27 protein-coding genes and 1 tRNA gene are annotated in these 25100 nt (G+C 56.7%); 9 read left to right on the plus strand and 19 right to left on the minus strand.

Annotation, left to right across the window (positions count from 1 at the left end):
- Nucleotides 1-92 precede the first annotated feature (92 nt).
- Both K5Y30_RS09985 and K5Y30_RS09990 read left to right on the plus strand, forming a co-directional pair.
- Entirely contained in the window at nt 93-716 is a 624-nt protein-coding gene (locus tag K5Y30_RS09985; protein ID WP_101762988.1) for a TIGR04211 family SH3 domain-containing protein, read from the plus strand.
- Between the two features lie 142 nt (nt 717-858).
- Entirely contained in the window at nt 859-2091 is a 1233-nt protein-coding gene (locus tag K5Y30_RS09990; protein ID WP_222211229.1) for a multifunctional CCA addition/repair protein, read from the plus strand.
- An 18-nt stretch (nt 2092-2109) separates the two neighbouring features.
- Here K5Y30_RS09990 and bacA read toward each other — a convergent pair whose 3' ends face one another.
- Both bacA and folB read right to left on the minus strand, forming a co-directional pair.
- A complete protein-coding gene (bacA, locus tag K5Y30_RS09995) occupies nt 2110-2928 on the minus strand; it encodes an undecaprenyl-diphosphate phosphatase (protein WP_101762986.1) in 819 nt (272 codons plus the stop codon).
- Nucleotides 2929-3119: 191 nt separating this feature from the next.
- On the minus strand, nt 3120-3479 hold the full coding sequence (folB, locus tag K5Y30_RS10000) for a bifunctional dihydroneopterin aldolase/7,8-dihydroneopterin epimerase (protein WP_101762984.1): 360 nt from the start codon (nt 3477-3479) through the stop codon (nt 3120-3122).
- A gap of 107 nt (nt 3480-3586) precedes the next feature.
- Here folB and plsY point away from each other — a divergent pair, with 107 nt between their 5' ends.
- Nucleotides 3587-4186 (plus strand): glycerol-3-phosphate 1-O-acyltransferase PlsY, encoded by a 600-nt coding sequence (gene plsY, locus K5Y30_RS10005; protein WP_061720459.1) that lies wholly within the window; start codon nt 3587-3589, stop codon nt 4184-4186.
- Nucleotides 4187-4216: 30 nt separating this feature from the next.
- Here the strand turns inward: plsY and tsaD are convergent, their stop codons facing one another.
- The gene (gene tsaD, locus K5Y30_RS10010) at nt 4217-5230 is read right to left on the minus strand and encodes a tRNA (adenosine(37)-N6)-threonylcarbamoyltransferase complex transferase subunit TsaD (RefSeq protein ID WP_176972198.1); all 1014 of its coding nucleotides are present in this window, start codon (nt 5228-5230) and stop codon (nt 4217-4219) included.
- A 281-nt stretch (nt 5231-5511) separates the two neighbouring features.
- Between tsaD and rpsU the strand changes: the two genes are divergently transcribed.
- The 3 genes from rpsU (at nt 5512) to rpoD (ending at nt 9812) form a co-directional block, all read left to right on the plus strand.
- Nucleotides 5512-5727: a 30S ribosomal protein S21 gene (gene rpsU / locus K5Y30_RS10015; RefSeq protein ID WP_008103436.1), complete on the plus strand. Its 216-nt coding sequence runs from the start codon at nt 5512-5514 to the stop codon at nt 5725-5727.
- A 118-nt stretch (nt 5728-5845) separates the two neighbouring features.
- On the plus strand, nt 5846-7591 hold the full coding sequence (dnaG, locus tag K5Y30_RS10020; protein WP_222211231.1) for a DNA primase: 1746 nt from the start codon (nt 5846-5848) through the stop codon (nt 7589-7591).
- Between the two features lie 379 nt (nt 7592-7970).
- On the plus strand, nt 7971-9812 hold the full coding sequence (rpoD, locus tag K5Y30_RS10025; protein WP_064738465.1) for an RNA polymerase sigma factor RpoD: 1842 nt from the start codon (nt 7971-7973) through the stop codon (nt 9810-9812).
- A 63-nt stretch (nt 9813-9875) separates the two neighbouring features.
- Here rpoD and mug read toward each other — a convergent pair whose 3' ends face one another.
- Together mug and K5Y30_RS10035 are read right to left on the minus strand one after the other, a co-directional pair.
- Complete coding sequence (mug, locus tag K5Y30_RS10030; RefSeq protein WP_222211233.1) at nt 9876-10391, minus strand: G/U mismatch-specific DNA glycosylase; 516 nt, start codon at nt 10389-10391, stop codon at nt 9876-9878.
- Nucleotides 10388-10975, minus strand: a complete 588-nt coding sequence (locus tag K5Y30_RS10035) for a TetR/AcrR family transcriptional regulator (protein WP_222211399.1) — start codon at nt 10973-10975, stop codon at nt 10388-10390. Before K5Y30_RS10035 ends, mug begins: the two co-directional genes overlap by 4 nt.
- Nucleotides 10976-11109: 134 nt before the next feature.
- Here K5Y30_RS10035 and K5Y30_RS10040 point away from each other — a divergent pair, with 134 nt between their 5' ends.
- On the plus strand, nt 11110-11892 hold the full coding sequence (locus K5Y30_RS10040) for an SDR family oxidoreductase (protein WP_222211235.1): 783 nt from the start codon (nt 11110-11112) through the stop codon (nt 11890-11892).
- 189 nt (nt 11893-12081) lie between these two features.
- Nucleotides 12082-12157, plus strand: a tRNA-Ile gene (locus K5Y30_RS10045).
- A gap of 176 nt (nt 12158-12333) precedes the next feature.
- On the opposite strand, the gene K5Y30_RS10050 is transcribed toward K5Y30_RS10045, so the two are convergent.
- The 14 genes from K5Y30_RS10050 to K5Y30_RS10115 all read right to left on the minus strand — a co-directional run bounded on the left by K5Y30_RS10050 (nt 12334) and on the right by K5Y30_RS10115 (nt 23984).
- Nucleotides 12334-12552, minus strand: coding sequence for an ogr/Delta-like zinc finger family protein (locus tag K5Y30_RS10050; RefSeq protein ID WP_101762977.1), 219 nt, complete (start codon nt 12550-12552; stop codon nt 12334-12336).
- Nucleotides 12553-12611: 59 nt separating this feature from the next.
- The gene (locus K5Y30_RS10055) at nt 12612-13712 is read right to left on the minus strand and encodes a phage late control D family protein (RefSeq protein ID WP_222211237.1); all 1101 of its coding nucleotides are present in this window, start codon (nt 13710-13712) and stop codon (nt 12612-12614) included.
- The gene (locus tag K5Y30_RS10060) at nt 13709-14194 is read right to left on the minus strand and encodes a phage tail protein (protein WP_222211239.1); all 486 of its coding nucleotides are present in this window, start codon (nt 14192-14194) and stop codon (nt 13709-13711) included. The genes K5Y30_RS10055 and K5Y30_RS10060 overlap by 4 nt, the downstream gene beginning before the upstream one ends.
- The gene (locus K5Y30_RS10065; protein ID WP_222211241.1) at nt 14191-17343 is read right to left on the minus strand and encodes a phage tail tape measure protein; all 3153 of its coding nucleotides are present in this window, start codon (nt 17341-17343) and stop codon (nt 14191-14193) included. Before K5Y30_RS10065 ends, K5Y30_RS10060 begins: the two co-directional genes overlap by 4 nt.
- Entirely contained in the window at nt 17336-17455 is a 120-nt protein-coding gene (locus K5Y30_RS10070) for a GpE family phage tail protein (RefSeq protein ID WP_071531062.1), read from the minus strand. The genes K5Y30_RS10065 and K5Y30_RS10070 overlap by 8 nt, the downstream gene beginning before the upstream one ends.
- A gap of 14 nt (nt 17456-17469) precedes the next feature.
- Entirely contained in the window at nt 17470-17772 is a 303-nt protein-coding gene (locus tag K5Y30_RS10075; protein ID WP_179452110.1) for a phage tail assembly protein, read from the minus strand.
- Between the two features lie 61 nt (nt 17773-17833).
- Nucleotides 17834-18349 (minus strand): phage major tail tube protein, encoded by a 516-nt coding sequence (locus K5Y30_RS10080; protein WP_222211243.1) that lies wholly within the window; start codon nt 18347-18349, stop codon nt 17834-17836.
- 12 nt (nt 18350-18361) lie between these two features.
- A complete protein-coding gene (locus K5Y30_RS10085; protein ID WP_222211245.1) occupies nt 18362-19531 on the minus strand; it encodes a phage tail sheath protein in 1170 nt (389 codons plus the stop codon).
- Nucleotides 19532-19662: 131 nt separating this feature from the next.
- A complete protein-coding gene (locus tag K5Y30_RS24920; RefSeq protein WP_304623899.1) occupies nt 19663-20124 on the minus strand; it encodes a tail fiber assembly protein in 462 nt (153 codons plus the stop codon).
- Between the two features lie 4 nt (nt 20125-20128).
- The gene (locus K5Y30_RS10095; RefSeq protein ID WP_222211249.1) at nt 20129-21550 is read right to left on the minus strand and encodes a phage tail protein; all 1422 of its coding nucleotides are present in this window, start codon (nt 21548-21550) and stop codon (nt 20129-20131) included.
- Nucleotides 21547-22155 carry a phage tail protein I gene (locus tag K5Y30_RS10100; protein WP_222211251.1) on the minus strand — a complete coding sequence of 203 codons (609 nt, stop codon included), beginning with the start codon at nt 22153-22155 and terminating at the stop codon, nt 21547-21549. Before K5Y30_RS10100 ends, K5Y30_RS10095 begins: the two co-directional genes overlap by 4 nt.
- The gene (locus K5Y30_RS10105; protein ID WP_222211253.1) at nt 22152-23066 is read right to left on the minus strand and encodes a baseplate J/gp47 family protein; all 915 of its coding nucleotides are present in this window, start codon (nt 23064-23066) and stop codon (nt 22152-22154) included. Before K5Y30_RS10105 ends, K5Y30_RS10100 begins: the two co-directional genes overlap by 4 nt.
- On the minus strand, nt 23053-23406 hold the full coding sequence (locus K5Y30_RS10110) for a GPW/gp25 family protein (RefSeq protein ID WP_222211402.1): 354 nt from the start codon (nt 23404-23406) through the stop codon (nt 23053-23055). Before K5Y30_RS10110 ends, K5Y30_RS10105 begins: the two co-directional genes overlap by 14 nt.
- Nucleotides 23406-23984: a phage baseplate assembly protein V gene (locus K5Y30_RS10115; RefSeq protein WP_222211255.1), complete on the minus strand. Its 579-nt coding sequence runs from the start codon at nt 23982-23984 to the stop codon at nt 23406-23408. The genes K5Y30_RS10110 and K5Y30_RS10115 overlap by 1 nt, the downstream gene beginning before the upstream one ends.
- A 97-nt stretch (nt 23985-24081) precedes the next feature.
- Between K5Y30_RS10115 and K5Y30_RS10120 the strand changes: the two genes are divergently transcribed.
- A complete protein-coding gene (locus tag K5Y30_RS10120; protein ID WP_255606616.1) occupies nt 24082-25005 on the plus strand; it encodes a hypothetical protein in 924 nt (307 codons plus the stop codon).
- The last annotated feature ends 95 nt before the right edge of the window (nt 25006-25100 follow it).

Consider the following 25100-nt stretch of genomic DNA (forward strand, 5'->3'; position numbering starts at 1 on the left):
GATTGAGACCAGGATAGTTCTCATTCAGATTTTTGAGAAGCGTCTCCAGACTGTGCCGGTAATTTTACGCCATTAAGAAAAAACGACATCGAATGAAAAAAATCACACTTGCTGCCCTTTCTTTGCTGGCTTTCAGCGCCATCACACCTGCTCATGCTGCTGACGAAAAGCGTTACATCTCCGATGAATTATCCACTTGGGTGCGCAGCGGTCCGGGCGATCAATATCGCCTGATCGGTAAGCTGAACGCCGGAGAGGAAGTCACTTTGCTGCAGACCAATAACGACTCTCAATATGGTCAGATTCGTGATGCAGAAGGCAAAACCAACTGGATTCCACTTTCGCAGCTGAGCGCCAGTCCTAGCCTGCGTACCCGCGTACCACAGCTGGAGCAGCAGGTTAAAGACCTGACGGCCAAACTGGCGAATATCGATAACAGCTGGAATCAGCGCACTTCTGAGATGCAGAACAAAGTCGCCAACAGCGACGGCACCATTGATGGCCTGAAAGCCGAGAATCAGAAGCTGAAAAATGAGCTGATTGTCGCGCAGAAGAAAGTCAGCGCCGCCAATGTGCAGCTGGATGACAAGCAGCGCACCATCATCATGCAGTGGTTTATGTATGGCGGCGGCGTGCTGGGCGTTGGTCTGCTATTAGGTCTGTTGCTGCCGCATATGGTGCCGCGTCGTAAGAAAAACGATCGCTGGATGAACTAACGCGCCACGCAGATTTGTTCTTTTATTTAAGGGGATCGTAAGATGCCCTTTTTGGCGTGCCCGATATTTAGCCAAAGTATGCAACAATCAAGTAACAAGCGTGTTCAGCACGCAATTTTTGATCTGCCTCTGGAGTGGTTGAGTGAAGACGTTTCTGGTCGGTGGCGCAGTGCGCGATGCCTTACTGCGTTTGCAGGTAAAAGATAGAGATTGGGTTGTTGTAGGCGCGACGCCAGATACGATGCTGGCGGAAGGTTATCAGCAGGTTGGCCGGGATTTTCCGGTTTTTTTGCATCCGCGAAGCCGAGAAGAGTATGCGCTGGCGCGTACGGAACGCAAAAGCGGCAACGGTTACACCGGCTTTGTGACGCAGTTCGCGCCGGATGTCACGCTCGAGCAAGATCTGCAGCGCCGCGATCTCACCATCAATGCCATCGCCCAAAGCGACAGCGGCGAGCTGATTGATCCTTATGGCGGTCAGCGCGACCTGGCGAAACGCCAGCTGCGCCATGTTTCCGCCGCCTTTAATGAAGATCCGCTGCGTGTATTGCGCGTGGCGCGTTTCGCCGCCCGTTTTGCCCATCTTAATTTCCGTATTGCCGATGAAACCCAGGCGCTGATGCGCGAAATGGCGGTCAGCGGCGAACTGGCACATCTCACCGCAGAACGGGTGTGGAAAGAGACGGAAAAAGCGTTGCTGACGCGCAATCCACAGGTCTATTTCCAGGTGCTGCGTGATTGCAGCGCGCTGCAGGTGCTGTTCCCGGAAATCGATAACCTGTATGGCATTCCGGCCCCGATCAAATGGCATCCCGAGATTGATACCGGCATCCATGCGCTGATGACGCTGGCGATGTCCGCCGCGCTTTCGGATCAGCTTGATGTGCGTTTCGCTACGCTGTTCCACGATGTCGGTAAGGCGCTGACGCCAGCAGAAAAATGGCCGAGCCATCATGGTCATGGCCTCGCGGGCGTGCCGATTGTTGAAGCGCTGTGCCAGCGCCTGCGCGTACCGAATCAGGTGCGTGATTTGGCGTTAGTGGTAACCGAATTTCATGACGTGGTGCACACCATTGAGCGCCAGCCAGCTGACGCGTTAATCGCGCTTTTTGATCGAATTGATGCCTGGCGCAAGCCCGATCGTGTGGAGAAGATGGCGCTGACCAGCGAAGCGGATGCGCGCGGGCGTGCGGGTCTGGAAAGCATGGCTTATCCGCAAGGCGACTATTTGCGTCAGGCGTTTGCGCTGGCGCAAGCGGTGCCAACCAAAGATGTGGTGGCAGCAGGTTTTAAAGGGGCGGAAGTGCGGGAAGAGTTGACGCGTCGGCGTGTGGCGGTGCTGCAGGCGGAATTGATTAACGCGCGGCCAGTGTAACCAGCCGCGCGGGGCAACTTACATAAAGATGGCGTAAACCACGGCCGCAACAATGAAGCGGTAGATAGCGAAAGAGACGAACGAGATACGCTTGATCAGCTCAAGGAACACCTTGATCGCCAGCAGCGCCACGACGAAAGCCGTTACAAAACCGACGGCAAACATTGGGAAATCCTGCATCGTCAGGAAGCCGAGGCTCTTGTAGAGATCCAGTCCGGTGGCGCCAATCATCATCGGCACCGCCAGAATGAACGAGAACTCTGACGCCGCATAACGGCTCACGCCCATCAGCATACCGCCAGAAATCGTCGCACCTGAGCGCGAGAAGCCCGGCCACAGCGCCAGACACTGGAAGCAGCCAATCATAAATGCCTGACGGTAGGTGATATCGTCAACGCCAACCGCTTTCGGCTGCTTCGGCTTGAAGTATTCCGCCACCAGCAGCAGCACACCGCCGACCACCAGCGCATACATCACGTTGATCGGGTTAAACAGCGTTTTGATTTGGTCGTGCAGCAGCAAACCAATCACCACCGCAGGCACCATACCTAACAGAATATGAATCAGGGTTAATTTGCCCGTCCCCACGCCTTCATGTTTGACCTCACCGAAGTGAATGCCGATCAAACCAAACAGGCGGCGCCAGAACATCACGACCACAGCCAGAATCGAACCGAGCTGAATCACCACTTCGAAGGTTTCAGCGGTCTGGCCTTCAAAACCCAACAGATGGCCAACAATAATCATGTGGCCCGTGGAAGAGACCGGCAGGAATTCCGTGAGGCCTTCTACAACCCCCAGGATTGCAGCTACCCAAAGCTGGTGAATGTCTGCCATCAAAATATTTCCTCTATCCGTTTTAAACAGTAAAAAGGCGGTCGCAAAGGGCTACCGCCTGAAATTATGCCTGCGTCACGCTGAAGGAAACCTTAAGAAATTCGGTCACTTCCTGCTGGTTAGCGCAACGGTCTCAAGTGAGACACACCATAATTTGGTTTGGTTTCATTGTGATGGCAATCACGGAAGATTTATTTCGGAATAGTCCCGCGCTCAATACGTACGCCAACGCTGGCCGCCTGCGCTACAGCGCCCGGTTTTCCTACCTTTATGCGTACTCCAGGGGTTTTGAAACGATTCATCAACAGATCGGCGATTTCTTCTGCTACCCTTTCGACCAGGGCAAAACGCTGGCCTTGCAGATGATTGAGGATCACTTCCGTGACATCGGCATAGCTCAGACAATCATTCACATCGTCGCTGGCGGCGGCGTGACGGTTGTCCCACGCCATTTCGACATCGAGCACCAGCTTCTGCTGCATGCCCTGTTCCCAGTCGTAAACGCCAATAGTTGTGAACACGGTAAGCTGCTCGATAAATACGATATCCATGATGTCAGTCTCTGTTTTTGGCTAAGCCGGATACCACTTCCGGCGGATTATGCGTATTATCCACGCTTATCGAGAACAAAACGACCCAAAAGGAACGGTACGACGCTATGAGTGCTATCGCGCTTGGTATGATTATTTTCGCGTATCTTTGCGGCTCGATTTCCAGTGCGATATTGGTCTGTAAACTGGCTGGTTTACCCGATCCGCGCTCGCAAGGCTCAGGCAATCCTGGCGCGACCAACGTTTTGCGCATTGGTGGCAAAGCCGCCGCTGCGGCGGTGCTGATTTTCGACGTGGCAAAAGGCATGCTGCCGGTGTGGATTGCTTATCTGCTGCACGTTGCCCCGCTCTATCTTGGCCTCACGGCGATTGCCGCCTGTCTGGGCCACATCTATCCGGTGTTCTTTCGTTTTCGCGGCGGTAAAGGCGTGGCGACGGCCTTTGGTGCGATTGCGCCGATTGGCTGGGATTTGACGGGACTGATGACCGGAACCTGGCTGCTGACGGTGCTGCTTAGCGGCTATTCGTCACTTGGCGCGATTGTCAGCGCGCTGATCGCACCGTTTTACGTGTGGTGGTTCAAACCGCAATTTACTTTCCCCGTTTCGATGCTCTCGTGTCTGATTCTGTTGCGGCACCACGACAACATCCAGCGCCTGTGGCGCGGCCAGGAAAATAAGATCTGGAAGCGGAAAAAGAAGAAATAAAAAAACCGGCGCGAGGCCGGTTTTTTGGTTTTAAATGGCGGGCAATTCTGCCAGCGGCCAACGCGGCCGCACGCTGACGCCGAGTCCACCGCTGGTGCCGCCTTTGAGACGCACCATGCCCGCGTAAGCAATCATCGCGCCGTTATCGGTGCAAAACTCAGGGCGCGCGTAAAACACTTCGCCACCACGCTTTTGCATCATCTCGGCCATGCGCTCACGCAGCGTGCGGTTAGCGCTGACGCCACCCGCAATCACCAAACGTTTGAAGCCGGTTTGCTCAAGCGCGCGTTTGCACTTAATCATTAAGGTATCCACCACCGCATCTTCAAATGCGCGGGCGATATCCGCGCGAGCTTGCTCGTCGCCCTGATGCTCGCGAATGGTATTCGCCGCAAAGGTTTTCAGGCCGGAGAAGCTGAAATCCAATCCCGGACGATCGGTCATTGGCCGCGGGAAGCGGAAACGGTTTGGCGTGCCCTGCTGCGCCATACGCGACAGCATCGGTCCGCCGGGATAATCCAGCCCCAGCAGCTTGGCGGTTTTATCGAACGCTTCGCCTGCCGCATCGTCAATCGATTCGCCCAGTAAGGTGTATTCACCGATACCGGTTACGCTGATCAATTGCGTATGCCCACCGGAAACCAGCAGCGCGACAAACGGGAATTCCGGCGGATTCTCTTCCAGCATCGGCGCCAGAAGATGCCCTTCCATATGATGCACCGGCACCGCCGGCACCTTCCAGGCGAACGCCAACGCACGGCCAATGGTGGCGCCAACCAGCAGCGCGCCCACCAATCCGGGCCCGGCGGTGTAGGCGACGCCGTCAATCTGTTGTGGCTCAAGGCCCGCTTCTTTCAGTGCCGCCTGAATCAGCGGCACGGTTTTACGTACGTGGTCACGCGATGCCAGTTCCGGCACCACGCCGCCGTAATCGGCATGCAGTTTCACCTGGCTATATAGTTGATTTGCCAGCAGACCGGACGCATCGTCGTAAATCGCGATGCCGGTTTCATCGCAGGACGTTTCAATACCCAGAACTCGCATAGCTTTTATCACCCTCTTCGTGCGGCGCGCAGTGTAACACAGGCAATTCTCACGCCAGAGACTTTGCCCCTGAAAAAGTGTTTTTCTGTCGCACAAAGAGTGCGCTATACTCCACGGCCTGAAAAAACCGGCAGCCGCGATGGCATATGCCCCTGTTGGTTCTAAATTATACATGGTGCTTTACAAGTCGGCCGCGGCTGGAGTAAAATGCTGCACCATTTTGAAATGTGCTGGCGCCGCAGTCAGCAGCAAAAACCGAATTTTATCGAGGTAAGAGTTACATGCCGGTAATTAAAGTACGTGAAAACGAGCCGTTCGACGTAGCACTGCGTCGCTTTAAGCGTTCATGCGAGAAAGCAGGTGTTTTGGCAGAAGTTCGTAGCCGTGAGTTCTACGAGAAGCCTACCACTGAGCGTAAGCGCGCTAAAGCATCTGCAGTTAAGCGTCATGCCAAGAAACTGGCTCGCGAAAACGCACGCCGCACTCGTCTGTACTAATTTCTTGCGGAAGCTTGCTTCCGCCGCGTGATAAACGCAGACAGAGTCAAGTAAAAGGCCGTGCTTTCCGAAAGGAAGCGCGGCTTGTTGTCGTTTATGAGCTGAAAAATCGGGGCTTATGGCTGGACGAATTCCACGCATATTTATCAACGACTTACTTGCCCGCACGGACATCGTGGATATTATCGATGCCCGCGTTAAGCTGAAAAAGCAGGGTAAGAACTATCACGCGTGCTGTCCTTTTCATAACGAGAAAACCCCCTCTTTCACCGTAAGCGGTGAGAAGCAGTTCTATTACTGCTTCGGCTGTGGCGCCAAAGGCAACGCCATCGACTTCCTGATGAATCACGATCGTCTGGAATTTGTTGAGAGCGTTGAGGAGCTCGCCACGCTTCATGGCTTAGAAGTGCCGTATGAAGCGGGCAACGGTCCTAGCCAGATGGAGCGCCATCAACGTCAAAGTCTTTATCAGTTGCTGGATGGCCTGAACGGCTTCTATCAACAGAGCCTGCGTAATCCACAAGCGCAATCTGCGCAGAACTATCTCGCCACGCGCGGTCTTAGTCAGGAAGTGATCGATCACTTCGCTATCGGCTATGCGCCTGCGGGTTGGGATAATGCTCTGAAGCGCTTTGGGCAGCAGAAAGACGATCGCGAATCGCTGATGGAAGCGGGCATGTTGGTCAGCAATGACTCTGGCCGCACCTACGATCGCTTCCGCGATCGTGTGATGTTCCCTATTCGTGATAAGCGTGGCCGCGTGATTGGTTTTGGTGGCCGCGTGCTGGGCAACGATACGCCGAAGTATCTGAACTCACCGGAAACACCGATTTTCCATAAAGGCCGCCAGTTATACGGGCTTTATGAAGCGCAAAAAAATCATCCGCAACCCGCGCGTTTGCTGGTTGTCGAAGGTTATATGGACGTGGTGGCGCTGGCGCAGTTTGGCATCGATTATGCCGTAGCTTCGTTGGGCACGTCGACCACCGCTGAACACGTTCAGCTGCTTTATCGCTCAACGGATACCGTGATTTGCTGTTACGACGGTGACCGCGCCGGACGTGAAGCAGCATGGCGTACGCTCGAAACCGCATTGCCTTACATGAATGATGGTCGTCAGCTACGCTTTATGTTTTTGCCCGATGGCGAGGATCCGGACACGCTGGTACGCAAAGAGGGCAAAGAAGCCTTTGAAGCGCGGATGGAGCAGGCTACACCGCTCTCCACATTTTTGTTCGACAGCCTGATGCCGCAAGTGGATTTGAGTACACGCGATGGCAAGACCAAGCTGGCGACCTTGGCGTTACCGCTGATTAGTCAAATTCCCGGTGAAACGCTGCGCATTTATATGCGTCAAACCTTGGGTAATAAACTCGGGATTCTTGACGATAACCAGTTAGACAAGCTGATGCCGAAGCTGGCAGAAAGCGGAGTGCTGCCAACTGCCCCACCGTTGAAGCGCACCACCATGCGCGTATTGATCGCGTTATTAGTGCAGAATCCGCAATTTGCCTCCATCGTGCCTACACTGGATGGACTGGAGCAGTCAAAAATGGCGGGTTTACCGCTATTTGTGGAGTTAGTCAGCCGTTGTACAGAGAATCCTGGCCTGACCACCGGACAGCTACTAGAGTTATATCGCGGAACAAATTTTAGCCAGCCCCTTGAAACACTGGCCACCTGGAACCACATGATAGTGGATGAAGAGGCGGAAGAAGTGTTCCAGGATTCACTGGCGAGCATTTACGATTCCGCACTCGAACAGCGCCTTGAAGCGCTGATCGCACGCGAGCGAACTGAAGGCCTAAGCGCCGTCGAACGCCGTGAATTCTGGGCTTTAAGCCAGGCATTAGCGAAAAAATAAGATTTTAACGGGATCAGAACTGCAAGTACGTTAAAAACAGCATTCTGGTTCAGTGATTTCCGGAATGATAGACGCGATAAGCGAAGCCGGAAACACACAGCACAAATTTAGAGGCGTCAACGTCGCAGCCAGTTTCAGTGCTGCCAGCGCACAGCAACCGGAGCGTACTGAAGTACGTGAGGATTGCGAGCACTGCCAGCACTGAAAATGGCAAGTAAGTTAGCCTCGGAAAGAACACAAGCGGCTTAAGTGCCGATTATAGATGGGCTTCAGCCCTGGCCGCGATGTAGGCAGCGGCAAAAACACAACGCCTTCACTGTTATAGTTGGCTCGCGCCGACCGACACCAATCTAATTAACAGAAGTGTGGATACCGTCTTATGGAGCAAAACCCGCAGTCACAGCTTAAGCTACTTGTCACCCGTGGTAAGGAGCAAGGCTATTTGACCTATGCTGAGGTCAATGACCATCTGCCGGAAGATATCGTCGACTCCGATCAGATCGAAGACATCATCCAGATGATTAATGACATGGGTATTCAGGTTGTTGAAGAAGCGCCTGATGCTGATGATCTGATACTGAATGAAAACAGCTCCGATACTGACGAAGATGCCGCAGAAGCCGCCGCTCAGGTTTTATCCAGTGTTGAATCTGAAATTGGCCGCACCACCGACCCGGTGCGCATGTACATGCGCGAAATGGGTACCGTTGAACTGCTGACGCGCGAAGGCGAAATTGACATCGCTAAGCGCATCGAAGACGGTATCAACCAGGTCCAATGCTCTGTAGCCGAATATCCGGAAGCGATCACCTATCTGCTCGATCAATACGATCGCGTAGAAGCGGGCGACTATCGCCTGTCTGACTTGATCATCGGCTTCATCGATCCTAACGCCGAAGAAGATATCGCGCCGACCGCCACGCACGTGGGTTCTGAGTTATCTCAGGAAGATCGTAACGACGATGAAGAAGAAGATGAAGAGGATGACGACAGCTCTGACGACGATAATTCTATCGATCCAGAACTGGCTCGCGAGAAGTTTGGCGACCTGCGTACGCAGTATGAAACCACGCGTACCGTCATCAAAGCTAAAGGCCGCAGCCATGCTGACGCCGTAGCCGAAATCCAGAATCTTTCTGAAGTGTTCAAGCAGTTCCGCCTGGTACCGAAGCAGTTCGACTACCTGGTAAACAATATGCGTGAAATGATGGAGCGCGTGCGTACGCAAGAGCGCCTGATCATGAAGCTGTGTATTGAACTGTGCAAAATGCCGAAGAAAAACTTCATCACGCTGTTCACCGGCAACGAAACCAACCCAAGCTGGTTCAAAGCCGCGCTGGCAATGAACAAGCCATGGTCTGAGAAGCTGCTGGAAGTTGAAGATGATGTAAATCGTTCGCTGTACAAACTGCAGCAGATCGAAGAAGAAACCGGCTTGACCATCGAGCAGGTGAAGGACATTAACCGTCGCATGTCTATCGGCGAAGCGAAAGCGCGCCGTGCGAAGAAAGAGATGGTTGAAGCAAACTTACGTCTGGTTATCTCTATCGCCAAGAAATACACCAACCGTGGTCTGCAGTTCCTCGATCTGATTCAGGAAGGCAACATCGGTCTGATGAAAGCCGTTGATAAGTTTGAATATCGTCGTGGTTATAAGTTCTCAACTTACGCCACATGGTGGATCCGTCAGGCTATCACCCGCTCTATCGCTGACCAGGCGCGCACCATCCGTATTCCGGTGCATATGATTGAGACCATCAACAAACTCAACCGTATTTCGCGTCAGATGCTGCAGGAGATGGGGCGCGAACCGACGCCGGAAGAGCTGGCTGAACGTATGCTGATGCCTGAAGATAAGATCCGCAAAGTGCTGAAAATCGCTAAAGAGCCGATCTCTATGGAGACGCCGATTGGTGATGATGAAGATTCGCATCTGGGCGATTTTATCGAAGACACCACGCTTGAGCTGCCGCTGGATTCCGCAACCTCGGAAAGCCTGCGCTCAGCAACCCACGACGTGTTGGCTGGCCTGACCGCGCGTGAAGCGAAAGTGCTGCGTATGCGTTTCGGTATCGACATGAACACCGACCACACGCTGGAAGAGGTTGGCAAACAGTTTGATGTAACGCGTGAGCGTATTCGTCAGATCGAAGCCAAGGCGCTGCGTAAGCTGCGTCACCCAAGCCGCTCCGAAGTACTGCGTAGCTTCCTCGACGATTAATCGTTGTCGAGACGAAAAAACCCCGGCTTGCCGGGGTTTTTTATTGCCTGAAGAGTCGCTCTATCATGCGTTGCGCTGCAGCCAATCATTCAGTTGGCGATAGGATGCAGCCATCTCTTCCAGCGTCGCACGATTTAACCCGCTCGGATTAGGCAGCACCCACAAGCGCGTTTCACCCAGCGTTTTCGGCTGCTCGCCCCACTCAACTTTGCGCTGACGAAACGCTTTCTGAAAGGCATCCTTGCCCAACACCGCCAGCGCACGCGGCTGATAATGCAGAATCTTTTGCTGCAGGCGTGAACCACCGTCGCGTAATTCATCGCCGTCCAACTCGTTAGCCTGCACCGTCGGACGCTCCACCAGCATTGTGATGCCACAGCCGGTTTCCAGCAGCCGCTGCTCCTGCTCGGGCTTAAGTAACTCGCGCGTAAAGCCGGCCTGGTAAATCACTTTCCAAAAGCGATTGCCGGGATGCGCAAAGTGAAATCCGGTGTGCGCCGACGACTTGCCCGGATTGATGCCACAAAACAGCACCTGTAAATCAGGCGCAATAATGTCGCGGATATCGTGCTCGCTCATGCCATCTCCAGTCCGGCGCGTTGTTTTACCGACCGACGACTGCTCGCCAGCATGGTGCGTGCTTCCTCGTCGTCCGGACAAGCACGTGCCATTGCCACCGCGCCAACCATTTCAGCCAACATGGTGGTCGCGGCGTCATCCGCATGCGGATGGTTAAGTTCGCGCAGCGTCAATGCTAAACGCTGACGCATCGCTTCACGCCGCTGCGAAAACAGCGTGCGTGCTTCCACTGGCAAATGCGCCATCTCACTCACCAGCGCAGGCAGCGGACAGCCTTCACCCGGCATACTGCAATGCTGCTCGGATAAATAGCTATCAATCAATTGATTGAGTCGTTCAGCGGGATCTTCAATTGAGGTGATATCCGCAAAGCGACGCGCCGAATCGGCAAACATCTCAGCGATCACCGCTTGCACCAAATCTTCGCGCGAAGCGAAGTGGGCATAAAAGCCGCCGTGCGTTAATCCCACTCGCTTCATCAGCGCCGCGACGCCGATGCTTTCAGTGCCGTTCTCGCGCATCACTACAGAGGCTTCATCCAGAATGCGCTGTCGTGTGCGCGCTTTATGGCTCAGCTTTTCCATCTTCATTGACTCCGACATCGTTGATGGCAATCAGTGTAATTATTACAACCATCATATTCTAGCTTGCCGATAAATATTATGACCGTCATATTAAACCTCGTAAATATGATAACCATCATTTAGAGGAACATACCATGTCACAACAACTGGCTTTGATCACCGGCGCATCAAGCGGAATTGGCGCTACCTATGCAAAACAGCTGGCAGCACGCGGCACAAACCTGATTCTGGTGGCGCGTGATGAAGCCCGGCTCAATCTGTTGGCGCAATCTCTGCGTGAAGCGCATAACGTTGAAGTCAGCGTGTTAGCGGCCGACCTCACCAACCCCGATGATTTGCAAAGAGTCGCTCACGAAATCGAGCAAAATAAAAAGATTACTCTGCTGGTAAACAATGCGGGCATGACTGTAGAAGGTGAATTCATCGACGGTGACATCGCGAAAATTCAAACGATGCTGACGTTAAATATCGTGGCACTGACGCAGCTGGCCCACACTGCTGCGCAGGCATTTCGTGCGCGTCGCAATGGTACGATTGTGAATATTGCTTCAGTGCTAGCGCTAGTAAACGAATCGGCCAATGGCGCGTACAACGCCAGCAAAGCGTATGTGCTTTCACTGACTCGTAATCTTCATCGAGAATTAGTTGAAAGCGGTGTGCGTATGCAAGCTGTGCTGCCCGGCTTAACGCGTACCGAGATCTTTGAGCGCGCAGGAAAATCCATCAACGAACTTCCCGCTGAGATGCTGATGGAAGTGAATGATTTAGTCTCGGCAGCGCTACGTGGGCTTGATGCCGGCGAGTTGGTGACCATCCCGTCTGTGGAAGATGTGCAGCTTTGGCAGAGTTACGAAGAGGCACGCATCGCCATATTGCCTTTCATCTCTCTCAATAAGCCCGCCTCGCGCTATTTGTAGCATCAGCAAACTTTCGAATGAGCCTGGTCTCAAAAACCAATGATGATTGGGCGCTTAATAAGTGATAAAGCGTGGGATAATAGATTTTTCTTTTTGAGATCAAAGAGTCAGCTATTGCTGTAATTTTCACCATCCAAATGGCGAACTCTGGATCACCCTAACAAGATACTCTATAATCCCCGCTCCGCTGGCCCCTTAGCTCAGTGGTTAGAGCAGGCGACTCATAATCGCTTGGTCGCTGGTTCAAACCCAGCAGGGGCCACCAAATTTAGTTATTAGAATCATGTATTTAAGCCACCTTTCAGGGTGGCTTTTTTGTTGTCCAAAGTGGCAGTGTCGCAAAAGTGTCGCACGACTTTTAGGGTTGCGACACTCTCAAGTAAAGCGGGCGACCATTAGGCATAAAAAAACCCGCCTAAGCGGGTAATGGAAATACAACGCTCACATCCAAAGTGAGCCCTGCAGCGAACGATCTGGGTGAGGAGGAACGGGTTTAACTTTTCCGGGACTCATGATTATTTCTGAAACCGTTTCGTGAGATTTAAACGTACAACTGCAATTGATGTTCTGGCATTGGTTGTAACGCTCTTTTGTTTCCTTTGATACCTGGAAACTACTTCGGGTATGTGCAGCATTGCCACACAAAGGACAGTTCATCATACGCGCCTCCGGCTTAGCTTTTTTGCTAATGCTACAATTAAAATTAGATTAAACCTAATTTATTCCATCTCTAATGAGTCAATTTGAACTTCAAGCTCAATACTTGTTGTAAATCCGTTCTCTGCAGTTAGTCCATGCGTCAGCGTCGTGATAATCCACTCCCCCGCATCAATCTGCTGTTTGAACCCGCTCACCTTCACCGGCATTTCCGTGTAGAGATCCGCACGGCCACGCGCCAGCTGAATAGAGAATGTCGCCACCCCGCGCTGCAGCCGCTCCCACTGCATTTTGGCAGCCCGCTCAGCGTTGGCCCGGTTCGCATAGGTGCGGCTCAGCACCAGGACGTTTTCATCTGTTCCGATCAGGTAGTCGCCCTGCTTCGCCTCCGGCTCCTTCTTCTGCGCAGCAGGCTTGGGGCGCTTGCGCTTCACCGTGGTTTCTGGCTTTTTCTGCGGCTCGCGGGTGTGCAGCCAGCTCGCGATCACGCCGGTGTAGGCGTCGCGGTCAGCCAGCGTAAAGCGATGGCCGTCGCCGTCTTTACGCACGAGGGTGATGGCGGGCAGCACTTTGCCGCTGGCCGTTTTGCCCTGCCCCTGACGGATAAACAGCAGATTGCCGTTTTTGATGCAGGCCACCGCGCCGCACTGTTTCGCCAGCCGCATCAGGAAACTGGCGTCTGACTCGTTGGTCTGGTCGATATGGTCCAGCGCCATCTTCGCCACGTCGTCGCCTATCGCCGTTTTGAGCTTGTGCCGCCCGGCAATCTCTTTCACCACCGCGCCCACGCTGGTCTGATGCCACGACTTTTCGCGCTTCGTGTTCAGCGTCTGGCGGAAGTCCGCGCTGCGCGCGCGCAGGGTCAGCCGGTCCGGCGTACCGCTGTGCTCGATTTCGTCCACGGTATAGGTGCCTTTCGGGAAAAGCGCCTCCCCTTTCCAGCCCAGCGCCAGCGACAGCTCAACGCCCCGGCGCGGCATCATCAGCTGCCCGTCCGCGTCGTCCAGCTCAATGTCAAGCTGGTCCGCTTCAAAGCCGCGGTTATCGGTCAGCGTCAGGCTGATAAGCCGCTGCTCTATCTTCTGCGTAACGTCCGCACCGGCAAGCGTCAGGCGAAACGCGGGCGCGTTTGCCTGGCCGTTAATCCAGCTGCCCGCCATCATGAGAACAGCCCGCAAACTGCCGAGCCGACTTTACCGGCGGCGTCGGTGGCCGCGCCCTGCATAGCCGACAGCTGATCGCTGAGGCTGCCGAACATTTCACCCAGCGATTCATCGGTGCGCTTCAGCGTCAGCGTGAACTCAATGCGCCGGCACACGCCGTCGCTGAAGAACTCCGCTTTGGTCTGGCTCAGGCTCTCGATCACGAACATGCCGTAAATCGTGCCGCTGCCCTCAATCAGCGGCCACGCGCGGCCCAGCTCGGCAATCTGCTCCAGCGCGAACAGCGACAGCCTGCCGCCGGTGATTTCAGGCAGCAGCACGCCCGATAGCGTGATCGTATCGTTATCCGGGCCGAGGAACTGCAGCGCGGGACGCACGCCCACGCGGCTGTTCGACGGGAAGCGCCAGCTGCGCTGCAGCTGCAATTCCTGATACGGCACCGTCTTGAGCATGAAAACAAACAGGCCCAGCGTCATCATCATGATTCAAATCCTCCACGGTCTCGGTAACTGCTGCGGGCGCGGGACTGCGCCTGCCGCTCTTTCGCCTCCAGCCTGCGCATCACCTCGTCCACCACTTCCTGCGCGTTCTGTCCCGGCTGCTGCACGATGGTGATCGGCGCGTGAATGCTTACGGGCGCGGTAGTTGCTGCGGACTGCTGGCGCGGCGCGTCCTGCCGGTAGCTCTGTGCGGGCAGGCTCAGCGGGTGCAGCGGCTTCGCCTCCGCCGTTCCGGCCGCCATGCCAAGCGTCATTGCCGCCATCGCCGCCAGCTGCGCGGTGCGCCTGCGGCTGGTTACGCTCACCGGGCCGCCGACGATTTCCGGGCCGTTCTCACCCACGACGCCAAACTGGCCTGCCGGAATGTTGCCGCCGGTGTCGTACATGCCCGCAAACGCCGGGAAGCCGCCCGCAGGCAGCGTGACTTTTCCGCCTGGACTGACGCTGGCGGCCTGCGGCGGCACCGGCAGCTTCGTGCCCGCCGCAGCCTTATTAACGAGGCCGAACTTATCCAGCAGCTCGCCGATCCCGGCCTTCAGGCTGTCCAGCGGATGCATCACCATGTTCAGCCCCTCGGCCAGCGCCTGCCCGAACGCTTTACCCTTCGCGGCGGCGCTGTCCAGCTCGGCCGCCGTGGAATGCACCGGCGTCAGCAGCTCTTTAAACCAGCCGAACAGCGCCTGCACTTTGTCACCGATCCACTGGAAAACCGGCTGCAGCGGTGAAAACGCCTCGCTGATGGGTCCGGCTGCCGCCCGGAATCCGTCCACCACGCTGCCTAAATACGCTTTAATCGGCGCCCAGTATTTCCAGATAACCAGCGCCACACCGGCCAGTGCCGCCACGGCCAGCCCGACGGGACTCAGCAGCGCGCCGAGCGCCCAAATCACGCCCGTCAGCACCGTGCGCAGCAGCGCAAACGGCGACTTCACCAGCCACATCAGCGCGCCACCGGCATCGCGCACCGACGCAGCCAGCGGCGCAAGGGCGGCACCGGCCAGCCCGCGCACCTGCGCGCCCAGCGCCCGCACACCGGCCATCGGATTACGGAATGATGCAACCAGCGTCTGCCCGGCGTCCTGCGCCTTCTCCTTGATTTTCTCCAGCGCGCCCTCGCGGAAGGCGTTCAGAATGCCGCCGCCCTCGTCCTCATCGTCACCACCGCGCAGGGACGCCAGCGCGTCGCGGATTTTCTCCAGCCAGTTCACTGACTCCCCGGCCTCGCCGCCGCTGAACAGTGAGAACAGCTTTTTGATGCCATCGCCGGATGACACTAAACCGGGCGCCAGTTTGGAGAATGCCTTACCCAGCCCGCCCAGCAGCGGCGAGAGCTTCGCCAGCCCTTTCAGGCCGAGCATGCTTAATCCAAAGCGCAACATCAGGATCGGACCGAGCACGGCGGCCATGCCCACGGCAAGCGTGCCGAGCGCCAGCGTTACCGTTGCCACCACGGCGGCGATTTTCATCAGCCTGCCTACCAGCTCCGGGTTGGACTCCACCCAGCGGCGCATGGTGCCGGTGACGCGCTTCACCGCGTCCATGATTTCCATCAGCGGCGCGCGCAGCGTGTCGCCCAGGCTGCTCAGCGTGTTGGCCGCGCCGGTTTTCACCAGCAGCCACTGCGCGGACAGCGAGTCCTTGTTGATGTCCGATTCTTTCTGCATGGAGCCGCTGGCCGCGTTGCCCTGAGTCAGCTGCAGCTGGCGTCGCAGCTCCGGCATGTTGTTGGCGAGCTTCGCCGCGTCCTTGCCGAACTCCTTGCCAAACACCATGGTCATCGCGGTAAGACGTTTGTCGGCGGGCAGGTTGTTCACTTTCTCCAGCACGCGCTGGATGGTGCCCATCGCATCCGTGGTCATCTGCTTTTCAATGGCTTTCGGGTCCAGCTTCAGCATCTCCATGCCGCCCATAAAGGTCTTGCCCTGCATGGTGGCGACGGAGAGTTCACGCACCATGGCGTTTGCCGCGCTGGCGGCGGTTTCCGACGTTGCGCCGAGGCTCAGGAACGTGGAGCCGAGCGCCGCCGCCTTGCGGTAGTCCAGCCTGTCCGCCACGCCGCCCATGCGCTGCAGCACGTCGATAATGTCCGATCCCTTGGACATCGCGTTGTCGTCCAGGTAGTTCAGCGCGTCGCCCAACTGCTCGATGTTGCGCGTGGGGATTTTGTAGAGCTGCGCAATCTTGCCCAGCCCCTCGGCCAGCTCACCGGCGGGCAGTTCAAACGCCGTGGACGCCTTCGCCGCCGTGGTGGCAAACGCCAGCAGGTCGCGCTTCTGGTCCTCGTAGGAGTCGTTCTGGTTGGTCACGCCCATGCGCGCGCCGCCCTCAACCAGCGCGGCGTAGTCAATCGCGCCGTTGTCCATCGGCAGCTGCTCGCTCGCGGCCTTGATGGCGGCCTGCATGTCGTAGAACTGCGCCGTGCGGTTGCCGTCGTTGTCGCGCAGGCCGTTAACCTGCTTTGCCACGCCCTTCATGGCGTCTTCCATATCCGCAGAGGATTTTACGGCGGCCAGCACCGGCGCACCCATCGCCAGCCCGGCGACGGTGGTCGCCGCACCGGCACCGGCAATTTTATCGCGCACCTCAAGCGAACGGGCGTGACGCTCGCGCAGCGCATTGATTTTCGCCTGCTGCTCGCCGAGCCGCTTCAGCGACTTTTGCTGGCGGTCAATCGCTGCTCGCGCGTCGTCCGCGCGGCTTTTAAGGTCACGCTGCGCCTGACTGAGTTTTTTAGTATCAATGCCGGATTCAGTGAGCGCGGCGCGCTGGCGCTGCACCGAACCCAGCAGGCCGTTGTAGCTCTGCTGCAGCTCGCGCACGCGGTTCTTCGCCTGCTCCAGCACCCTCGCCTGCGCGGCGGTGGGCCGGTTGGTGGCGCTGAACTGCGTCGCCAGCTTCGCCGCCTCTTCGCGCGCGCCCTTGAGGTTGTTCGCGGTGATGGCAAGCTGCGAGCGGGCTTTACGGAAGCCGTCGATGCGCGCGGCCTGCGCGTCGAGGTCCTTCAGGCTGGCGCGCGCGGTGCGCAGGGAGTCGGCCAGCTCGCGGGTGCTGGCCCTGGCAGAACGGAAGGGGCGGGTCAGTTTGTCTACCGCGTTAAGAACAACCTGCAGGCGCAAGTCTTTATCACTCATCGCTGGTCCCGTGTCGCATTATCGCCTTATGCCGCCACTCCAGTACCTCGGTCAGCGTCATGAACTCGGTAACGGACGGCGGCCAGTGAAAGACGGTGGCGATGTCCGCCACCAGATCGTCAACCGTCAGGCCGTCGCTAAATCCGACAGCACCGACTTCTTCAGTAAAAAAGTGACCACCTCAACGGACAGGCTCACCAGATCGGCGGGGTCCATCTCGGTGATTTCCTGCGTGGTCAGCGCCGGGGTGGTGACGCGCGGCAGGACGGTGATCATGGCGTTCACGTCCATGTCCATCAGCGCCTGAAGGCGGGTGCCGCGCAGCGCGCCGGACTGCGGCTTGCGCACGACGATGCTTTTAATCTCGGTCTTACCGCGCAGGATCGGGGTGTCCAGCTCAACGGTTTTTTCGGTGGTTTTGTCGGTCATGATGATGTCTCGCTAAAAGGGTTAAGGCGGCAGGGAATCCCCTGCCGGTTCACTGGTTCAGTTACAGGCCCAGCGCGTTGCGGTGCGCTTCCATCAGGTCCGTGCCGTCCACGATGTGGATCATGTTCACCAGGTCAATCTCGTAGAGCACTTCGCCGTTAATGGTCAGCTTGGCGTAGCTGTTGGTGCCGGACACCTTGGTGGTGCTGGATTCGCCGGTCTTCCACTCGCCGGAGTCCAGCTCCTTGTGGCGGCCACGCGTCACCAGTTCAACCGCCTGCACCTCGCCGGTGTCGTCGCGCTGAATGGAGCCGGTAAAGCGCAGCTGCACGCCGTCCACGGTCAGGGTGCCCATCTGCTTGAACAGCAGCGCCTCAACGCCGCCGCAGGTAAATTCCGTGTCCAGCGCGCCGTCGTCCAGGCCCATGTCGATGTCCACCGCACCGGCCATGCCGCCGCCGCGATACTTCTCGAACTTGCGGGTGACTTTCGGCAGTGTCACGGACTCGATCAGCCCCTGCCAGTTGTTGCCTGCGTTGAACAGGTTCAGGTGCTTGAGCTTGCGGGGTAATGCCATGATTCAGTCTCCTTATGCGCTGACGCGGCTGGCGAAATCGACCAGGTACTGATCGGTGATGCGCTGGCGCAGCAGCAGATTTTCCAGCGGCGGCACCGGCGTGTAGTCGTAATCGATCAGCAGCTTGCCTGCCTTGAGCGTGTCCTTGTCGTTAACGCTCTCGTCCAGCCAGCAGTCCGCGCCGATGAGATAGCCCTGACTTACGAGGCTGCGCAGCTTGGCGCGGATGCCCTCGATAATGTCGCGGGCCAGCGACGGATTCAGCGCGCCGTCCACCGCCCACATGTGCGCCTCGGCCATGGTGTCGGCCAGCACCTGCGCGGTGCGGGTGTAGCACTCAAACGCAAACAGCGGGTCATCACTCAGGCAGCGCGAACCCCAGAAGCGGAAGCCGTCTTTACGAATCAGCGTGGTGATGTCGTTCTGGTTCAGCAGGCCGGAGTCGGTGGCCGGATCCTGCAGGTCCCAGAACACGTCTTTGGAAATGCCGGTGACGCCGTTCACGCCGACGTTCGACAGGGATTTATGCCAGCCGGTTTGCTCGTCGATTTTGGCGCGCAGGCCCAGCGCGCGGGCGGTGGCGAAGGCCGTCGCGTCCGCCTTCAGCACGGTGTCGAAGTTGATGAAGTCCGGCCAGATGAGCATGCCCTCGCGCTGGCTGAAGTTCGCGCGGTAGGCAATCGCCTCTTCCACGCTCTGACAGCCGTACGCCGACAGGTAGGCAAAGCCGCGCAGGCTCTGCGCCACGCTCAGCAGCTCGGTAGCCACAGCCTGCGTATCGTGACCGGGCACGCCGAGAATGCGGGGCTTAACGCCGCACACCGCCTGCGCGGCCAGCAGCGCCTTCATGCCGGTGCGCTGGCCGTTACTGACGCCGCCAATGATATTGGCGGTGGTTTCAGCTTCGGTTTCGCCCTGCGGCACGCGCACGACGACGGTGACGGGTTTCGCCTGGTCGGCGATGGCGTCCAGCGAGCGCGCCAGCGTGCCGGACTCGCCCGCCTTGCCGCTCGCGGTGAGTACGTCGGTCAGCAGTACCGGACGGTTTAGCGGGAACGTGGCCGCGTCGGCGTCATCGCCGGTACAGACCATGCCCACAATCGCCGTGCTGACGGTGGTGATGGTTCGGGTGCCCTCGTTGATTTCCTCAACGCGCACGCCGTGGTGATAATCCTGTGCCATATGGCGGTTCTCCTGTGAAGGGGTTCCGCTATGGTGAAAGGTGAAGGTCGCACGCGCACGCGCCGGGTGTTGTGTGAGAAATGGCACAACGACGGGCAATAAAAAACGCCCGCTAAGGGCGCTTTAACTGGTCAGGTTTTTGGCTGCTGCGGCCACTCTTCAGGGGGCTGAGTTTCGGGATCGACTCTGCTCAGCAGCACGCGGTACCTCTTCCACGCCACCAGACTGGACTTTTCCTCATCGGTTGCGATGTCAAGATCGACCGCATCCTGCAGCGTCTGGATTTGTGTAGATGCGTCGCGTAGTCGCGCAGCCAGAATCGCCAGCTTTGCCTCAGTGTTGAGCACGGGTATTCTTGGCTCACCCTCAACAATGACTCCATTGATGAGACGACTTGCTGGACCGGTTGCTTCAAATTCCGCCTGATTAAGCTCAGTCAGTTTTTGCGCTATATAACTTTCGGCGTCCGCATCAGTGAAGGCAATTAACATTCCGTTGACGTAGTTTTCCGCGTCAGTTGAAACGAAATAGCGAAGAGAATAGCCACGGAGGTCAGTATCAGGGGTCTGAAAAGTTTTATTTTCATCAGTCATATAGTCACCAGAATGCCAGCAGGTTAACGTTAAGTGGCCCATCATTATTGTTATAAACTCCGCAGTTATTAGGTCCAACACCCGTAAGCCATGCCTGCGGCGAACCATTAATTGCGGACAGTAAAATGCATGGAGCATTAGGGAAACCAGCTGGAAATGTCCAGGTTACCCCGCTCTTCGCGCCAATCGTCATGTTCGTTCTGCACCACTGACCGCCAGCAGGGATTTTTCCCCACGCACCATTGCCATTGCTGCCTGACTGAAACTGCCAGTAAGCAACGGCACTGTTAGCTGCCGTACCGCCCGCAACCGCAAAACCCTGCCCCGGATCGCCGCCCCGGTAAGCGAATCCGCCCAGCACGTTCCCGAGTCGGGTGTTATTAACCGCCGCGCCAGCAATATCACTGGTCTGGGCATAGAAGGTCTGCCCGGAATCACCGTTCAGCCCGGCTTTTTTTGCCAGCTCCGACGTTAGCAGGGAAACCGGCACGGCGGCGTTCGCATCGCCAGGTGCACTTTGCACCCAAAACTTTTGTGTCGGAGAGCCACTCAGCAGGGCATGCAGGGCCAGCGCGGTATTCATCTGCCCCCGGTTCACCACGTGACCGTCCTGCGTGGCGTCTTTCGCCGAGAACTGCTGATTCACGTTACCGGCCAGCAGCGCCCGTGCGGCCAGCTGATTTGTCATCGTGGCGGCAAAATTCGGATCGTTGCCAAGCGCAGCCGCCAGCTCGTTCAGCGTGTCCAGCGCCTCCGGAGAAGAGGCAACCAGCTGGGCAATGGCTGCCTGAACAAACGCCGTATTTGCCAGCTGCGAGGAGTTGTTTCCCGCTGCTGCCGTCGGTGCTTTCGGCGTGCCGGTAAACGTCGGGCTGGCCTTCGGTGCGTACTGCGTGTGCGGGTCTGCCGCCTTGATGTGTGCATCCAGCAGGCCGTCGGCGTACTGGCGCACCTCAATCGATTTATCATCCACGTACTGCCGGGTCGCCAGCACCACGGAAGGGTCGATTTTCAGCGTCACCGCGCTGGTGCTGTTCACGATGATAATCATGCGCACCGTCTGCGTGCGCCCGCTGCCCTCGGCGAGCTGCGGCTTGTAGGTCTCGGCGCAGTTAGCCACGGCAATCATGACGCCGTCGGCGTCAAACAGGCCAATCTCGCGGATCCAGAAACCGCCCTCGCCCTCCGGGATAATCTGCTCGGCAATAATCTGGCTGCCGTTAGCGGCGTCAATCGTCAGCGAGTTAAGCGACGCGCGCCGCTTCTCGCCGATAAGTTTCGTCTGTGCCGGGTCGGGCGTGGGCAGCGCGCCGCCGCCGTCACCTACCGCCATCTGCGTGATGTTCACTTTGGTGCCGAGCGCGGCAGCGTTGGCAAGCTTAGCCGCGCCCTGATTGGTCAGCAGGGCAAAATATTTTGTCGTCATGCGCTCACTTCCGTCAGGTCGATAAGATGCACCGTCGCGCCGGAATACACCGGCCCGCCGACGCTGATTAGTTCAGGGGTGTAGGGGTAAACGGTCAGCTCGTCGCCGCTGTAGCTGGCAACGGCCACCGGCACCGTGCCGTTTGCGTCCAGGGTGATCGAAAGCCCGGTTAGATGGCGGCTGCACGGCTTGGCGTCCGCAATCACGCGCTCCAGCTCGTGATACATTTCCTCGGTAATGCCGGTATCCAGCACGCCCACGTCAAGCCGGAACGTGCCCGGCTCATCGTTGGTTTTCCACCACTCAATCACGCGGATGAGATAGCCCAGCGGCTCGACCACGCGCCGGATCGCGCTGATGGTGCCCTTGTGCTGATGGATGTAAAACGCGTCCTTCACCACTTTGCGCTTCACGCTTTCCGCCCAGCCTTCGTCCCAGCGGTCCACCGAAAACGCCCATGCAAGATAGGGCAGAAAATTCACCGGGCAGGTCTCCGGGTTCCACAGGTCGCGCAGCGGCACGTTCAGCCCGGAAATGCCGCTGCACGCCTGCGCCAGACAGCGCTCCAGCGCGGATGAGCCGGGCGGCAGCAGGCTGTTACTCATGGCGCCACCCCGTCGTCCGCCACCGTCACGTCGGTGCCGGTGCAGTTGCCCGCCTGCGTGCGGTCCATGATGATGTCGGCTGCCGGTTCAGTGATTTCCACCCAGTCCACACCGGCCACGCGCAGCACTGCGCCGTAAGACTCGCGGCGCACGCTGCGGCCCAGCTTTTTCTGTTCGATAAGGTAGGCGGCAAGCCGCTCGTTTGCCGCCTCCAGACAGGGCGCGGCGGCCACTCCGTCAAACAGGTGCAGCTTTGCCTGCACTCTGTAGTCGTTGATGGTTGCAGGCTGCACGGACACGCGGTCCGCCACCGGGCGCACGCTTTCGTCATTCAGCGCTTTGTCCACTGTATTCAGTAAATCAGCGGCTGCCGTGCCGTTGCCCTCGCGGCTCAGTACGGTGACAAGCACCGTCGCCGGTGACGGGCTGATGGCGGACACATCCTGCACCCGTCCATCCGCGCTGCGGGCGTGAAACTCATAGGCCGCCGTCGGACCGGCAACCGATAAGCCCTCAAAGGCTTCCGGCACGCGTACGCGCAGCGCGTCGTCCGATTCCATCACCGCCTCAACCGGCGGCACGGCGTCCAGGTTGGCCGGGGTGATGGTCAGGCGCTCAACGTTACTCCGCGCGGCCAGCTGGTCGAGGTCGCTGCCGAGCGCGTAAGCCACCATCACCGCCTGCGCCGCCTCGTTGATGCGCTGGCGCAGCAGGATTTCGCGGTAAACGCTTTCCTGTAAGCACTTCACAATCGGATCGGACTCCAGCGCCAGCACGCGGCGCATGGCGGCCTGTTCGTCCGTCGGATAAAGCGCAATCAGGGCTTCCTTACGCTCGGCCAGCAGCGTTTCAAAGTCCGGCACCTCGATCACTTCCGGTGCGGGCAGCTGCGAAAGGTCAATTACTGCCACTGTTCACCCCCGTAGGCACAGACATTGCGAGCGGTGAGCCGTCGGCGCGCTGGCCGGTCAGCTCAACCACCATGGAGCCATCAAAGGCGCTGGTTATGCCCAAAGAACTGAGGCGGATACGCGGCTCCCAGCGGCTCAGCGCCGTGTACGCCGCCGCCATCACCTGAAGGCGCACCACGTCGTTCTGCGGCTGGTCAATCAGCACCGACAGCAGAGAGCCGTATTCCCGTCGCCCGATGCGGCTGCCTTCCGGCGTGACCAGAATGTCGCGCACGCTCTGTCGAATGTGCTCGGTGTCGGTGATGGCTGCGCCGGTGTCGCGGTTCATGCCGAGATACATCAATGCGGACCTCCTGACATATCGCCGCCGGATTTCACACCGTCATGGGCGTGAGCATCTACCACTACGCCGTTTGAACTCATCTTGCCGCCGCTCTGCGTCACGTCGCCGTTCATCACGGTCTGGCTGTTAATCAGCGTTCGGCTGGCATCAAAGCCCAGCTGGTCGGTTATCAGCTGAATGCCATCGGCGGCCTCGATGCGCACGCTTTTGATGTTCTTAATCAGCAACTGGCCGGTGTCCGGCTCGTACTGGAACCAGCCGCCGTCGTTGAACACGGTGGTGCTGCCGTTCTCTGAATAATCAGGCGGCGGGAAGGCATCGGAATAAATGGCGGGCAGCGCAAACGCGGTTTCGAGATTGCCGCCGAGGCTGAGCAATACAACCTGCTCACCAATAGAGGGTTGCCACCACGTGCGGGTATTACCGGCGCGGCAGGTGAGCCAGTTGATCCAGTTGGTCTCAAGTTCGCCCGTTTTCACCCGGCACAGCCAGTTGACCGTATCCACATCGGATACGGTGCCGGTGCGGATCAGGTTGGTGATGAGGCGCATGATTTCAGTGAGTTGCGTATCCATACTTTTAATTTAAACGTTATGTTCGTATATTAATCTCTCCCCCTATTGTGGCAGGCACCACACAATCTATTCTTGAAAAGGCCTTACTGGTAAAAAAATGTCGAACATAAACCAAGCTAGAAATGATGGTACAGGCTTCCCTCCGATTGAAAGCTCTAATGATGCTGCTGATAATACTGCGGAACTAATTAAGCAAGATGAGTATAAAAAAGCGCAACGAGAACGTATAGCCAGCTTCAAAGTTGGTGGCATAGATATGGCAGGAAATACTATTAGCAAAGTGTATTCTCGAGGCGATGAGTACGTCATTTATGAAATAGCCAATCACCCTCCACATGAGTCTATGCGGGTTATCATTGACTCTGAGATAGAAAGTGACATGACAAAAATCCTTCTATTTCAGGACTGCAAAATCCATTTTGATGAATTCATATCCACCTGTTACAAATATAACTGCTCATCAATTTACAAAAAAAGAGCCGCAACCATTTTATCCTCAATTATTCTTGGCAGAGGAAACTTAACAACCAATCCATTTAAGAATATTATTGATGAAATTGAGTCTGACTATAAAAGTACAATGTTTGGTAGAAACATTTATCAACTAGGGGCCATTACTCTCTCTCTTATAATAATAACCTTTAGTTTGGTCGCGTATTTATGTCGTGAAACTGAATTCTTAAAGCACAATCATTTCCTTACGATTGTTTTTTACGTTGCTGCCTTTGCTTCAATGGGCGGATTCATTTCTGTTTCTCTTAAAATAAAGAGTCTTCACACTGACAGAGAACTTAATGGGTGGGCATATTTTTTCAATGGCGCAGAGCGAATTTTATTCTCAGTAATTGCAGGTGTATTAGTTTTTTTTATGCTCAAAAGCAACATGATATTTGGATTCCTGAACACTAGCAGTGATATTTCATTCTCAATTTATGTTATCTGCGCCTTATCAGGATTCAGTGAAACCTTGATACCGAACACACTAAGAAATCTTGAAACAAAAGCGGAAAACCCATCTTAAACCTTAACTATAATTGTGATGGGGAACTTTCATTACTTACCCATCACAATAATCAATAAATTTATCAAACCTTAATTAATCATTTAAAATAGCAA

This window comes from Pantoea sp. DY-5, from assembly GCF_019795955.1.
In the GTDB taxonomy this organism is placed as follows: Bacteria; Pseudomonadota; Gammaproteobacteria; order Enterobacterales; family Enterobacteriaceae; genus Pantoea; species Pantoea leporis.